10 protein-coding genes are annotated in these 14,053 nt (G+C 55.1%); 4 read left to right on the top strand and 6 right to left on the bottom strand.

Annotated features, from left to right (window positions below; all coding sequences use genetic code 11):
- Positions 1-35 precede the first annotated feature (35 nt).
- Positions 36-1,484: a TolC family outer membrane protein gene (locus AC3WTM_RS14575; protein WP_102669664.1), complete on the top strand. Its 1,449-nt coding sequence runs from the start codon at positions 36-38 to the stop codon at positions 1,482-1,484.
- Between the two features lie 65 nt (positions 1,485-1,549).
- On the top strand, positions 1,550-5,206 hold the full coding sequence (locus AC3WTM_RS14570; protein WP_173677906.1) for a PAS domain-containing protein: 3,657 nt from the start codon (positions 1,550-1,552) through the stop codon (positions 5,204-5,206).
- Here the strand turns inward: AC3WTM_RS14570 and AC3WTM_RS14565 are convergent.
- Together AC3WTM_RS14565 and AC3WTM_RS14560 are read right to left on the bottom strand one after the other, a co-directional pair.
- Positions 5,115-6,107, bottom strand: a complete 993-nt coding sequence (locus AC3WTM_RS14565; RefSeq protein WP_102669665.1) for a LysR family transcriptional regulator — start codon at positions 6,105-6,107, stop codon at positions 5,115-5,117. The genes AC3WTM_RS14570 and AC3WTM_RS14565 overlap by 92 nt on opposite strands.
- 3 nt (positions 6,108-6,110) lie before the next feature.
- Entirely contained in the window at positions 6,111-7,097 is a 987-nt protein-coding gene (locus AC3WTM_RS14560) for a response regulator (RefSeq protein WP_102669666.1), read from the bottom strand.
- 226 nt (positions 7,098-7,323) lie between these two features.
- On the opposite strand from AC3WTM_RS14560, the gene AC3WTM_RS14555 reads away from it, so the two are divergent.
- Entirely contained in the window at positions 7,324-7,659 is a 336-nt protein-coding gene (locus AC3WTM_RS14555) for a hypothetical protein (RefSeq protein WP_146023695.1), read from the top strand.
- A gap of 400 nt (positions 7,660-8,059) precedes the next feature.
- The gene (locus AC3WTM_RS14550; RefSeq protein ID WP_102669668.1) at positions 8,060-8,329 is read left to right on the top strand and encodes a helix-turn-helix domain-containing protein; all 270 of its coding nucleotides are present in this window, start codon (positions 8,060-8,062) and stop codon (positions 8,327-8,329) included.
- 264 nt (positions 8,330-8,593) lie between these two features.
- On the opposite strand, the gene AC3WTM_RS14545 is transcribed toward AC3WTM_RS14550, so the two are convergent.
- From AC3WTM_RS14545 to AC3WTM_RS14530, 4 genes are read right to left on the bottom strand one after another with little or no spacing between them, the layout of a single operon-like run.
- Complete coding sequence (locus tag AC3WTM_RS14545) at positions 8,594-8,956, bottom strand: hypothetical protein (protein WP_256586007.1); 363 nt, start codon at positions 8,954-8,956, stop codon at positions 8,594-8,596.
- Between the two features lie 41 nt (positions 8,957-8,997).
- Positions 8,998-11,106, bottom strand: a complete 2,109-nt coding sequence (locus AC3WTM_RS14540) for a hypothetical protein (RefSeq protein ID WP_102669670.1) — start codon at positions 11,104-11,106, stop codon at positions 8,998-9,000.
- The gene (locus tag AC3WTM_RS14535) at positions 11,093-12,613 is read right to left on the bottom strand and encodes a tyrosine-type recombinase/integrase (RefSeq protein ID WP_102669671.1); all 1,521 of its coding nucleotides are present in this window, start codon (positions 12,611-12,613) and stop codon (positions 11,093-11,095) included. Before AC3WTM_RS14535 ends, AC3WTM_RS14540 begins: the two co-directional genes overlap by 14 nt.
- 11 nt (positions 12,614-12,624) lie before the next feature.
- Positions 12,625-13,878: a tyrosine-type recombinase/integrase gene (locus AC3WTM_RS14530; RefSeq protein WP_102669679.1), complete on the bottom strand. Its 1,254-nt coding sequence runs from the start codon at positions 13,876-13,878 to the stop codon at positions 12,625-12,627.
- Positions 13,879-14,053 lie beyond the last annotated feature (175 nt).

Below are 14,053 nucleotides of genomic sequence, written 5' to 3'. Positions count from 1 at the left end.
CTTGAATCATTCCTCTTGTAAAAGTTGCCCTGTACATGATCAAACCAATTATTTCGCGACAGCGGGCGTCTATCGTCTGGCTGCTCGCGCTCCTGTTGCAGATTGAACCGGCTGCGAGCGCTCCTCGGGACTATCCACCTGTGGCCATTCCCAGCGATCTCTGGCGTGTGTACCAAGATGCTCGACAGAACAATTCCGAGCTGGCAGCGGCCCGCGCTGACCAGGCGGCACGGGCTGAGGCCGTGCCTCAAGCCCGTGCCGGCTTGTTGCCCACGCTGTCGGCCAGTGCCGAACTCAAAGAGCGAACGACGACCTTGCAACAACCGCAACAAGACAACGGGCGCAGTGGCAGCAGCTACCAGGTGGTACTTAACCAGCCTGTGTTGCGTATCGATCGCTGGTTCAACCTCAAGGCTGCCGAGTCCCAACACCAGCAGGCGCTGTTAGAATTGGAGATAGCCGAACAGAAACTGATACTCGACAGCGCCCAGGTGTATTTCGGCCTGCTTAAAGCCCAGGACGGGCTCGCTGCAGGCAAGGCCGAGGAAGCCGCCTTCAAGCGTCAACTGGACCTGGCAGAAAAGGGCCTGCAACTGGGTTTGTCTGACCGCACCGATGTGCTGCAGGCTCAGGCCAGTCATGACACTGCCCGGGCCAATCGCATTGTTGCGCAGCAAGACGTGGACAATGCGTTTGAAGCCCTCGATACCTTGACTCATCAGCAGTACACCGCAGTCCAGGGGGTGCGACATGACATGCCAATCCTGTTACCCGTACCGAACGATGCGCGGCGCTGGGTCGAAAGCGCAATGCAGCAGAACATAGCGCTACGGGTCAGCCAGCGGGCCTTGCAGGTGGCGCAGCAAACGCTGAACGCACGCAAGGCCGGGCATGCGCCGACCGTAGATGCAGTAATGCGCTACCAGATAGGCGATAACGACAACCTTGGCTATAGCAACAGCGGAGTACGGGGCGGTGGCTATGGCGGCAACGCTGAGCAGCGCTCGATTGGTCTGCAACTCGACATTCCGTTATTCAACGGCGGGCAGACCAGCTCGCAGGTTCGCGAAGCCTATCAGCGCATGAGTCAGCGCGAGTCGCTCAACGACAACCTGCGTCGCCAAGTGGTGGAGAACACCCGCAACCTGTATCGAAGTCTCAACAGCAGCGTCGAGAAGATCCAGGCTCGACGCCAGTCGATCATCTCCAACCAGGGCGCGATGCTGGCGTCGCAGCTGGGATTCCAGGTCGGTACACGTAATATCGTTGATGTACTCGAAGCGCAGCGACAGCTCTACAACGCGGTTCGCGAGTACAATAACAGCCGTTACGACTACATTCTCGATACCCTGCGCCTCTATCAGTCGGTGGGCACCTTGTCGCCGCAGGACCTGCGGACTCTTTGTGATTTCCTCAAGCCGAACTACGACCCCGATCGCGATTTCCTGCCTCCAGAGTTTTCGCGTCGGCTGGCCACACGCTAGCGACTTCAGGGCCGCATTGCAGGCGCGTTGACAAGGCGAGAATGATTGACAAGGAGAGACAGTGGATGTTGTACCGGTTAGTGAAGTTCTTCGAAGGTAACAGGCTGTACTACAACGCCCTTGGCGTGCTGATCGCGGTCGGGGGGGGCGTGGCGGTTGGCAATTACTACCGCTTGCAGGTCGAAGATGTCTACTTGGCCGGGATCGAAGCCCAGACCCATGAGCATGCCGCGGAGTTGGAGCAGTGGAAGTCCGACGGATTTGCCATTGGCGCGTTGTCGATCCTGGGGCGACACAATCCGGTGCTTAAAAGAGTCATTGAGGAGCGCAGTCCTTCCCTGGAGCTCATGGAGCAGGCGGCGATACCCCTGAGTACGCTGTCGATCGTGGTGGGCGCCAGTCACGCGTTTGTCGCCAATCTGGACGGGGAGATCGTGGCGGTCCATGACTTGCTCAATCCGTCACAGTTGGGCCTGAGTGTAGCTTTCCGTCCCTATTTCAACACCGCCCTCAAGGGTGTTAGCAGCGTCTATGGCGCGATTAGTACGGTCACAGGAACGCGCATGTTCTACATGGCAGTACCGATCTACGCCTCTCGTACCCGTCAGGACAAGGTGATCGGCGTATTGGTGGCGCGCTTCGATGCCCTATTGCTGGACAGCAGGTTGAGTAAACACCACAACGGCGACGTTAAAATGATCCTGTCGTCCAGTGGCGTGGTGCTGGCCGCCAACGCACAGCCGGTGCTGCTCAAGGCCGACCGTGAGTGGTCGCCTGGCGCGTTTATCGGCGATATCCGCGAGCAATTCGCCGACTATCCATTTCCCGATGGCATACCTGAAAGGTTGCCGTTTGATGCCCATCAGCCTGTTGTCACGTTGGAGGGGCGACGTTATGGCCTGTCCCGGGCCGATTTTGACTGGAGCGACCCGGGAGGTCCCTGGTCGCTGATCACATTGGGCGATCTGGATTCGATCCTGCCTAATGAACAAATCCTGTTGATCGAAGGGGTGAGTGCCGGCCTGTTTTTTCTCCTGTGGTGGGGCGGTCTACGGCGCCTGGCGGACGCCCGGCGACACAAGCGCGATGTCGCATTGATCGAGCAAAGTGAACAACGTTTGGACCTGGCCCTGCAGAGCGGGGCACTCGGCCTGTGGGACTGGAACGTCAGTTTGGGCATCGTCATCAACAATTGTGTCTGGCTGCGTATTCTCGGCTATAGCCAATGCGAACTGGAGTGTACCTTTGGAAATGGCCTGGATCGCTGGGCTCGTCTGATTCATTCGGATGACCTTGAATCGGTCATGGCCAAGCTCAATGCGCACCTGGATAACCAGACTGACGAATACCGCGCTGAATACCGGGTGTGCAATAAAAACGGAGACTGGTTGTGGGTGCTGGATATCGGCAAAGTCATGCAGCGTGACGCCCAAGGTGTCGCGACGCGGGTGACTGGAGTGCTGCAGGACATCACCCAGACTGTCGAGGCTCAGCGGGCGATTGTCGATAACCAGAGCAAACTCCAGTCGATGATTTCCAATATCCCGGGAGTGGTTTTTCGCAGCCTGCCCAATGGCGGACGCGAGATGATCTTTGTCAGTAATGTCATTGAAGACTTGAGTGGCTATCCGGCGCAGCATTTTTTGTCCGGGCGGGCCTACCGGGAGCTTGTTCACCCTGACGACCTTGGGATTTTCGACCGTTGCCTGGATGATGGCAGTTATATGCTCGAGTACCGGATCATCACCGCGACGCAAGAAGTGCGTTGGGTCTACGACAAAGGGCAGACCATTGACGTGGACGGGCTGGCGCAGTACCTGGACGGGGTGATCTTCGACATCACTGAGCGCAAGGCCGGAGAAGCTCTGGTCAAGCAATCACGGCGCGATGCCGAGCTGGCTACCCAGGCCAAGTCGATGTTTCTCGACAACATGTCCCATGAGATTCGCACACCGTTGAACGCTATTGTCGGTATGTCCCATTTGCTCCTGGATATGCCTCTGGGCGAGGCGCAACGCAGGTACATCGAGAAGATGGACCGTGCGGCAAGAAATCTGGTCGGGATCATCAACGGAATATTGGATCTATCAAAGATCGAAGCTGGCAAACTGAGCATAGAACACGTGCATTTCGACCTTCTGGAACTGGTGGAAGAAGTACTCAACCTGGTACGCCAGCGGGCTGAAGAAAAGGGAATCAGCCTGTGTCTGGAGATCCCCTCGTTGATGCCTCGCAGATATGTGGGCGACCCGTTGCGTCTGAGTCAGGTCTTGACCAATCTGGTCGACAATTCGATCAAGTTCACTGAAGTCGGTCATGTCTGCATCAGCGTGCGTCAAGTGCGGCAGTGGAGCGACAAAGTGCTGTTGTGCTTCAGTGTGTCGGACACTGGTATCGGCATCAGTGAAGAGCAGCGCATCCGTCTATTCGATGCCTTTGTGCAGGCCGATCCGTCGATTACCCGGCGTTATGGCGGAACCGGTCTGGGGTTGACCATTTCAAAAAAAATCGTACAGATGATGCAGGGCAACATCTGGGTGGATAGCAGGGAAGGGAGGGGGGCAGAGTTCAAATTCACCGTAACGCTGGGCGTGCCACAGTGTCAGATGTTCGAGTTGCCCACCCTTGTAAAGCACGAGCTCGCTACGCAAGGTGCTGACAGATCGGCCAGCGTTGTCACGGCCCCCTATACGGTCAACGATTTTACGCGGTTGTTGGAGGGCACCCGGATTTTGGTGGTTGAGGATCACCCGATGAATCAGGAGGTTCTCGAGGGGCTACTGCAACGCGTCCAAGTACAGGTAGTAGTTGCCAACAACGGCGAAGACGCCTTGCAACTGTTGCTGCACAACAGTCACTTCGACGCTATTCTGATGGATTGCCAGATGCCGGTCATGGATGGCTACCGCGCCACAGTAGAAATTCGCCGCCATCTCCATCTGCTGTCCCTGCCAATTATCGCCGTCACCGCCAATACCCTGGTGGACGCCAAAGAGCGTATGTTGGCTGCCGGTATGAATGACCATATCGCCAAACCGTTGGAGGTCAACGAGCTCTACCGAACGCTGGCGCGTTGGATCAACCCCCCGGAAGTGCTGGCTGGCGAATATCAACCGCTTGCACCGAGCGTTGCATCAGAGTTGCATTACCATGGCATCGATACCGCATTCGGGTTATCGGTGGTCAATCATGATGTAGCGCTATACCAAAAACTGTTGTGCAGTTTTCGCGACAGTCATCACGAGTTCGTCGCGCACCTGTGGCGTTCGCATGCGATCAAAGACCTTCAGGCTGTCGGTTTTCTTGCTCATGGCTTGCGCAGCGCTGCTGGCCACATCGGAGCACGGGCTGTGCAGCGAGCGGCCGGGCGATTGGAGGATCATTGTGGCGGGGATGCTGATTTGGCTCCGTTAATACGACAGTTGGCGTACCAGTTGCAATCGGTGCTGGCGAGCCTGGCTGATCTGCAGCAGAGGCCAGTGTTGCGTTTGGCGGAGGAGGGCGAAGATGAATGCCGCCGTTTGATGGCAAAGCTGGAATGCCTGGCCGCTCTGCTATCCGATCAAAACGCGCAAGCGCTGAGACTGGTAGATGAACTTTGCGAGGGGGGTGGCTGCCGGGCTCTGCTGGCTATCCAGGAGAGGGTCTATCGTCTGGAATTTCAACAGGCCCATGACCTGCTGATAACTCTTCGAGCGTCAAAGGCATTGCCGGTGGATTAAACCGGGAAAAGTACTGAGACATTCGTTCGTTACACTGGTTGATAAGACTCAAATGCAAGGCCCGGAGCGATTCGGTGATTTGCGACCGGTGCGACACCACTAGGTTCAAGGGGGCTTGCTCGCCCTGCCAGCCGGGCAACAATGCGACCAATCGGCCGGCGAGTAAGTCGTCTATGACACTCAATAACGGCAAATAAGCCACGCCCTGACCGGCTACCGCCCAGCGCCGTACAGCGTTGCCGTCGTCGCAGCAAAAATGCCCTTGCACGTGAACATCTGCGACCTGCCCGGATGTATAGAAGCGCCAACGATTTTCCGCTCGACCACTGCGAATGCTGACGATGCACTCATGTTCACTCAGATGTTGTGGTGTTCTTGGCAGGGGATGCTCAGAGAGATAGATGGGGGCAGCACAGACAATGAAGTGGTGCTGTTTCAAAACGGGGAGCTCAACCAGATCCAGTGAGAGACTTTTGCCAAAACGCACGGCCGCGTCAAACTTTCCCGTGAGCAGATCCTCCTCGTTGTCGCCAAGCGCTAGCTTGATAAACAGACGCGGCCTAGCCCGTTTGAGTTGCGTAAATACATCAAGTAACAAGTTCCTGCCAAGGTCGGAGGGCACCGTGAGTTCCAGCATGCCGTCATCATGAGTCAGCGAGCGTTTGCCGTCGGCCAGAATTTTCAGGGCATGCCGCGCGCTCTCCAGGTAACGCACTCCCTCGGGGGTAAGTTTCATGGTGCGAGTAGAGCGGGTGAACAAACGTACACCCAAGCGGTTTTCCAGCCGTTTGAGTGCCAGGCTGGCAGCAGCGGGGGTGATGGACATCGCACGAGCGGCAGGCGACAGGCCTTGACGGTCGGCGATCAACACAAACAGTTCCAGATCTCCAAGGTTAGCCATACTTCAATGCTCGCTGTGCAGGCCGAGAAAAGTGTATGACGACCTCAGCAAGGTTGCGGACAGCGAGTCCTGGTCGCCAGGTCGGTATTGCAAAAAGCTTGGATGTTCGACCATTTGTTTAAATGCCTGCTCATGCCGGTGGTGAATATCCACCCCGGGTTGAAGCAGTTTCAGGTGGTAGGTCAGGGCCAGGGCAAAGAGGTGCGTCGACAGCGGCAGGTCAATCGTTTGACGGCTGAAGTCTCCCTTCAGCAGAGCCTCTGCGTGAGTGATCTTCCAGGCGAGGTTGAGGACTCGGTCCTCTGGGTCGGCAAATCTGAGAACTTCCTCGATCAATACTCTACTGTGGGCCAAGGCCTGAATTACAGGGGTATTAAGCTGGTTGAGGCCCATCAGCGCCAGGCAGGCGGCGCTGCGAAATGTGCTCGGGTCGCTCTCTGCCACACCGCTGTCCAATAGGATCGACAGGGTACCGAGCAGCGCGTCGATCTGGATGAGCGGGTTATGTGTCAGCTGCAGTGACAGCGCACTGATGAATCCGTCACGCATACCGTTGCCGGCTGAGGGGGCTCTGTCGGGTTGAAGGTTATGCAGGGGTTTGTTCCGGTAACTCAGTTGTGCCGATACCCGGGCTAGTACCACCGGAGGCGAAATAGGTTTGGTAATGTAATCAACGGCGCCTAATAACAGACCCAGGCGCTCGTCTTCGACGCTGCTGCGTGAGGTCAGGAAGATGACTGGAATGCTGGCCGTCGCCGGATGGCTCTTGAGTTCGCTGAGCACCTGGAAGCCGTCCATTCCCGGCATCAAGATGTCGAGAATGATCAGGTCCGGACGGGCACTACGGGCCAGGGCGATACCTTGCTCGCTATGCTTGGCCAGCAGCACTTCATACTCAGAGGTCAGAGTCTTCGAGAGCACGATCAGTGATTGCGGATCGTCGTCGATGGCCAGTAGCGTATAAGGCTTAGAGGCGTGCTCTGAGGGCATGAAGAAGCGTCTCTGCAAAGAAGGGCGAGGGCGACAGTTTATCTCAATTGACTAGTTGGTAACTAGGCAGGCAGTGATGTCGGCATCGTGACAAACGTCATCGACTGAATTGCACCGCCGGAGCCCGCACGCTGCCATGGTAGGCCCAATAAGAGATAGGCTGCTTGAGCCGCAACCGGGTTCGAGCATGCATAGGTACGGATGCTAACAAGCTCACTAGTCAGGCTTGGATCGTGAGCTTTATCCGCTCTCGCGGGCCGGCAATGTCGGGCACGTAGTTAAAATTGAATCGCCGCCGATTTCTTGCACACAGCTGACCGACTATTTTTGGCCGATGGCTGTCTGTCATGAAGGACTGAAAACGACCCAAGCGGCGAAACCGTCCGGCCAACTGGGCGGGCTGATGCCTCAGGCGCGCGACGGGCGAACCAAATGGCATAAATCAAGAGCACAGAGAGATTACGACCCTGCTGATGTTACCTTGCTCGACCTCCAGTCCCGGGTCACATGGGTTGGTGTAAACCGCACCCTCTTCGACCTTGAAACGGTAGTGACGGACTGAGCCCTTTGACTTCGGAACGTATGCTATCTCCATAAGCGGCTCCATTAACCATCTTTCTGTCCCGTTCATACCGGGCGGCGAGGCTAGGAGAATTGACTCAATTGCCACGCTCGATGGCCCCGGCCAAGCTCAGCTCCTCCAAAGTTAGGACGTCAGAAATCATGAGCATGTGACGCGAAGATGAATCGCCACCGCGTTTGAGGGCTGTGAGATAAAACCAAGGCAGTGGGATAATCTGCTCCACGCATGACCACAACTGGAGATCTGGCTCCAGCCGTGACGAGAGGGTCATTGCGTCTCGTCGATAGGTTCTGAACATAAAAGCCTCCCAATGAACACTATAGATTGTAGCCCTATAGTGTTCGAAAAGGCTTCATCTTTCCATTTGCGAGTAAAGCAAATGGAGTTGAAACAAGCCTTCGGATCAGCGCTTCGCGCCTTGCGTATCAGCAGAGGTCTAACCCAAGAGGATTTTGCTTTAGTCAGCAGCCGCACGTTCATGAGCTCACTGGAGAGAGGTATCAAAGGCGCGACCTTAGAGAAGATCGACGACCTAGCGGGTACAATTGGAGTGCATCCAGTATCCGTCATCGTCGCCTGTTACCTTAAGAAAGACACGGACATTAAGCTCGAAGATATCCTTGAGCAGGTCCGCAACGATCTCAGGTAGTACGCAACTCTCATGTAGGGATTTAACTTACTGATGTCGGTGCGGTGCGCCGCGGGCATCAACGTGACCAAGCTGCAGATCTGCTGGTTCGTGATACTAGGAAACGGCGGCACACCAAACGCTAGAAAGCAGCGAGTCCGAAATCGGAAAGTTTTGCCTCGGCTCAGGTTGTGCCCATAGCAGTCTGATACGTTCAAATACTCGGTCAAACTTGGATGAGCTGCTCAGCCAAGTCCGTGCAGACTGAGGTGAGTGATGAACCGCTCACTGCTTTCGCAACGGCTCCAGTACGCCTTCGACGTCCAACCCTTTCAATAGGCAGTTATGCGCAATTACGGACAGCGCTTCGTAGAGCCTATCGCGCTGTGTAATTAGGGCGGCATTCTCTGCCTGTAGATTAGCAATACGCTCTTCAAGGCTTCTTCGCCGGCGGGCACCGTCCGGATCTCTTCCGCTTTCCTTCAGTTGTGCGATACGGGCGGACTCGATCCGCCGACCACGATCTCCCACTAAGGTCGCGCGGCTCGTCAGGCCCAATCGACGCTGCACTTCGGGGCGTGAGATCGGCGCGAGCTCCAATCCCAAGCTAACCATTTGGGCGAGAAGGGCGTCGATTGCCTCGTCCAACGTGCCGCCCCTCAACGTCTGTCGTCGCGTCATGGTCGCCCCTAATCATCTGAAACCGAACTGTGTCGTTTGTCCGTGTCCGCAACCGTCATCGGACGCCCATTTGGAAACACGCGCTGCACACCTGCATTGGTATCGCGTGCTAGGACGTTTTTTAAATTTTTGAGCTTGTCCTCTTGGTCCGCCAGCCATACATCGCTGCCTGCCTCTCCGGCGCCGGCATCGCGCATGATGGTAATTGTGGTAGTCAAATTCTCGGCTTGTCTCTCAAGGTTGGCGCGCTCGGATGGAGTGCCCATCAGATGGAGATGCGAGCAGCCGTTCCAGCACTGAAGATGCTTAGGGCAGGGCGCTTGGGAGAAATCGTGAATGCAACCTCCGAAGGGTGTCACATGCAGCGCCGTGGCGTGTACGGCAAGGAATGCTTCTGCTGTGGTCGTGCCTTTATCTGACAGCAAAGCATGGTAACTGTCGGTCAAAGCGCCCTGAATGCGCTTATCTCTTATGCCCGTATGTAGAAAGTCGATACGCTCGTGATGGCTATTGAACGCCAAGAACTCTTGATGGGCTGCGGTGTTTTCTTCAATGCTTGTGTGCTGGTAATAGACATTCTGGTCGAGAAGTTTTCGCCCCAGGGCCAGCGCTTGCTGAGCATCGCTCATGCCGGTCAGATGGTAAATAGTGTTCCGCCAGTGTCGAGGTTGGTGGCTTGTTAGCCTAATCGGAGCTCCATCAGACTCGGTCAATGACCGACGCGAAAAAATGGACGGATACTTTTCATCATTACCCAGCGCGCGATTGATATCCACGAGGGTTACCCGACGCGGGATTGCCCGAAACACATTTGCTTCCCGCCCACCGAGGCGGAATTGACCATCAAACGCGATGGCTAATGTTTCGCTGGTTTTTAGGACAACACACAGCTTACCTCCAACATTTTCAGTAAGCGCTGCATGACCGCGAAGTTTGGGAACGAGAAAACGCTCAATATCACCGGCCAAGTATCTGCGTTTGATCGCCTTAGACTGATGCTTAGTCTCGACGTGGGGGTGAACTCCGTTTCGGGAAAGATACACAGAGAGATTCCTAAGGGTCTCTCGGTTCTCGCTAAACCCGAGCCAATCTAGAACCTCAATCTCCGACATTGCTGTTTGTGGTGTGTAGTTCCAGAGACGCCCTGGATGGGCTTCTTGCCACCTAGCAAGCTCTCGCTGCTCTTGGGTCAGCATCTTCAATCGTTCGACCGCACGCCTGGCTAAAGGAACGTCGCTTTCTGCGAACCAATGAACACGGGATTGAAATTGCTTTTCCGCAAAGTACCTGATCCCGCATTCGACTATGGGTTTACCATTGGCATCTACAACTACCTTTCCTACCGTCCCTTTGATCGGCCTTTCGACCCAACAGTCATAGGGAATTACTGTTACCTCATTACCCCGTTGCCCAGTCGCGATCAACAAATCGATCACACGCAGCAAAATTTCTTCGCCCTCACTAATCGGGTGGTTCGAGCAAAAGGCATAGGCTTCCATCGCCTCACGAGAAGGCAACCTGTCATCAGATTTACGCTGTCTTACCGCACGATCAGGATCGTGCAATGAAATATAATCGTGACGACGTTTTTCTGGTTTTGCATCATGCTCAAAGTGGATGGCGGTCTCGGTTAATTGCAGATTATCAATCGTATCCGCAACTACTTGAAGATGAGAGATCGCGTCGTAGAGATTCTTGTAGCCACTGTCGCGGAGAAACCCTACGGCGCGGTCGAAATCGCCTCGCGTCAACAGTGTGGGGTCGGATACACCGCGCTCAAATAACGGGTTGTACAACCGCCGTACGGCAATATTGTATGCAGCCGCCATCGAAAACTTCAGGTTCCGGGTGCGTTGCAGATACACAATCAAGGCCTTGCTAAAATATTGGAAAGTAAAGGGGAGTGGCCCCTTAGGCGGGGCGGGATAGCCTGTCTTCTCGAGGGCTTGCCGATGCGTTTCGAAGGTAAGAGCATGTTGGTTATCCCGTTGTGGTAACCAACTTCCGACGTCCCACACCGGTGACGCCCACGGTGTTGAAATTGGCAACGACTGAAAAAACGCTTGCTCCTGTGTAATAAAGCCCTCGAGGCTCTGCCTTGCCCTAGACAGCGTCATCTGCGGCATCCTCCGAGTGCTGCCGGCAGCGTTCGATAGTAGCGCTTACCGCCAGGATGGTTGTCTGATGCTGGGCGAGGGGCCGGTTGTGAATTAGGTCACCGGCTTGTTCTGCCATATCAATGAACCGTTGAGCCTCCCGTTGCAGCGCCTCCTTCACCTGCTCATGGCGGCCGTCAGCAAAGGGGTGAAACTTCTTGCAGGTGTAGCAGGCGTAGACGGGATTGTAGGGGCAGTGCGTATGAGCTGGCAGGGCACAGGCACCGATGTCCCCGATGTACTGCGTATCGATTACGCCGCGGATGGCTCTTTCTGCGACTGTATTTCGGCGCTGGACGATGTCCCCGGTTAATAAACTTCGCATAATGCGCTGATAGGAAGGACTTTTACCGAGGGCTTTCTCTTTAATCCTGGCAATGTTGGGGGTTGCCGTCACGTAAGCACGCGCCGCAACCGTGCTGTTGTGGCCGAGCAGCTCGGCAATCATGTCTGCCGGAGTACCCTGATCCGCCAAACCTTGCCCGAGGTGATGACGCAACAACATGGTTACCTGGTTCGGCTTGTCTATCCCAGCTTCACGTAGCTCGTGTTTGAGGCCCACAATGATTTCGGTTACAGACAGACGCCTTCCACGAGGACTGACAAATAATGGTTCACAGTCGTTACCAAATCGGCGTTGAATTTCTGAAATGTGCCGTGAGATTTTTTCACCCAGCCGCGTGGTTATTTTGCGGGGCCGTCGCTCAGGTCTGCGTTGACCGACCTTTTTGGCCATGGGTAGCCAGAGGGTGTAGTACCTTTCATGATCAGCGCTTTCGATGAACTCAAAATCCGCAATGTCAAGCGAATGGAATTGAATCGAACGCGGGCCTAATTCGAAACTTAAGTGGAGCATCATGTTGAGCTGAGCTTCCCTCCAGTTTTTGGTCTGGATATCGCGCTCAATTCGCTGCAGTAGCCGGATCTCTTCATCAAGAGCTAAACCAGACTGGGATAGAAATATACGTTCGTACGGATCAAGGCGGCTCGTCTTGATTTCTTTAAGTGCTAGATATGTTTCTTTGTCAAAGCCCAATACTCCTCGATTAAGGGCCCAGCGATAAAACGTTCTAAAAAAAATAGTGCTCTCGCGAAATTTCGCCCAAGTACTTATGGTCGTGACCACTTCTTGTCGCGTCCAAGGAAACTTGGCTGAGATATCGCTCTCAGCTAGTCGCCCGAACACCCCGGATGCTTTGAATGCCGTTACCGGTGCATACTTTTCCAGTGCATAGGCCACGAACGCTTTGGCGATTTGCATGAGGTTAGGATTCAGGTGGAGCGCAGCCCAATCTATTTTCATAGCCGTTCCGCCGTCGTACCACGTCCAAACGCTCAATCGAGTATCGACGTACCTTGGCTGGTCATTAGTGCGAGTTCGAATGGCAACCCGAGCCGGGCCCTCGAACACGTAGGCCGGAAAAGAGGAGGAGGGTGAAGCGTGTTCTTGATCGGCTGATTTGGTCACGGCGTACCTCCTTAACTGTCAAGTCGGCTCCAGGCTGCCGAGGCACGCTGGGCATTGTGGCGGTTGGCCGACTCGGCTAGATAACGACTTGCATAACGGCGTGGCATCGCCGAAGTATCAGACCAGCCGCAGACTCGTCGGAGTTCGTCCGTGGCGCGCTCCAGGTCATGCCCACGCGTCTCGACCAGGTAAGCTAAGAAACGGTCGGCAAAGGTGTGGCGAAAGTCATGCGCAGAAAGTGTAGGCAACAATCCCGGATGAGCCAGTTCAACGGTCAGAAACAGTCGATCAAGGACGTTGGACAACGCGCGGATCGACAATGGGCGACCTCGGTCAGAGATGAACAAATAGCGGTACAGCAATTTCATTGGTCTGCCGTTACGCATGGGGCGCCGATCGCCCTGGATATAGTGCTCGTAGACCTCATACAACTGTGCGGAGATACCTACTGTCCGTCCGTGGGTTTTCAGCGCAGGCTCTTCAGCGCGCGGGTCTCCTGGGTCATGTTCGCGGTCATTGATGCTGACATAGGCATGCTGAGAACCCTGATTGATATCCGTGGTGTAGAGCTTGAGAAGCTCTCCGCGACGGATACCGGTCTCCAGCAGTAATTCAATCATTAGCCAATTGCGCAACTGCAATCGTTCCGGAAATGGATTCTCTGCGGCGCCCGGGCGAATCAGTGTGCGAACGATCTGGAGTTGCGTATCTGTCAGACTGCGGTAACGAGTGCGGTCGGGACGAACATTGATGATATGGCTCTCAAAGCGTCGTTCAATGACGTCGGCGACATCTGCAAATACAACCTCGATGTTTGCCAAGGTGGTTGCGTTCTGACGGGCGCGCGGGATGTATCGGGTTACACACCAGGACAGGTACTGCTTCAACAGTCGCAGGTACTGGTCACGGGTGCGCGGATCGATCTGCGGAAAAGATGTCGTTTCAGCTTTGCCGATTCGGGCGACCAAATTATCGGCCTGACGGCCGCTTTGGAGCCAGATGGCGTAACCGTCCAATAACGCCAAAATCGCCTCAAAGTGACAGGCCAAGATGGCGTCATCGATATTGAGGTCTCGGCATTTGGCATAGGTGTAGAAAGCCTGGATCGCGCGCAGATGCGCCGCCGCCGTATTGTAAGCGCGGTGCCTGAGTTTGAGTTGGACGTATATGAACGGAACGAGTATGGGCAACGGCGCCGTATTACCAGCGTGCACGAGTAGCGGCACACGCTGACCTGAAGAGAAACAGCACTGAATCAGCTTCATCGGCAGCCACCTAATTGAATGACTCGCCATGAACACGGAGGACATGGCCCGTTGAGAGAGTGGATGCCAGAAGCGGATTTGTCGAATCAGTGCCTTACTGTGATGCCCGATCAAAAAAAAGAATATCATTTATCTCTAATAATCAATCACATACCTTGATTAACTTTTAAAAAAT

The organism is Pseudomonas sp. EU05-FHT14B02, assembly GCF_058791055.1.
This window is presented reverse-complemented; position numbering and strand designations above follow the sequence as displayed.

What these genes read in the sequence shown, in the direction of transcription:
- AC3WTM_RS14565 (WP_102669665.1), bottom strand. Translation starts at nt 6,107, where the DNA reads ATGGCTAACCTTGGAGATCTGGAACTGTTTGTGTTGATCGCCGACCGT.
- AC3WTM_RS14530 (WP_102669679.1), bottom strand. Translation starts at nt 13,878, where the DNA reads ATGAAGCTGATTCAGTGCTGTTTCTCTTCAGGTCAGCGTGTGCCGCTA.
- AC3WTM_RS14575 (WP_102669664.1), top strand. Translation starts at nt 36, where the DNA reads ATGATCAAACCAATTATTTCGCGACAGCGGGCGTCTATCGTCTGGCTG.
- AC3WTM_RS14570 (WP_173677906.1), top strand. Translation starts at nt 1,550, where the DNA reads ATGTTGTACCGGTTAGTGAAGTTCTTCGAAGGTAACAGGCTGTACTAC.
- AC3WTM_RS14560 (WP_102669666.1), bottom strand. Translation starts at nt 7,097, where the DNA reads ATGCCCTCAGAGCACGCCTCTAAGCCTTATACGCTACTGGCCATCGAC.
- AC3WTM_RS14550 (WP_102669668.1), top strand. Translation starts at nt 8,060, where the DNA reads ATGGAGTTGAAACAAGCCTTCGGATCAGCGCTTCGCGCCTTGCGTATC.
- AC3WTM_RS14540 (WP_102669670.1), bottom strand. Translation starts at nt 11,106, where the DNA reads ATGACGCTGTCTAGGGCAAGGCAGAGCCTCGAGGGCTTTATTACACAG.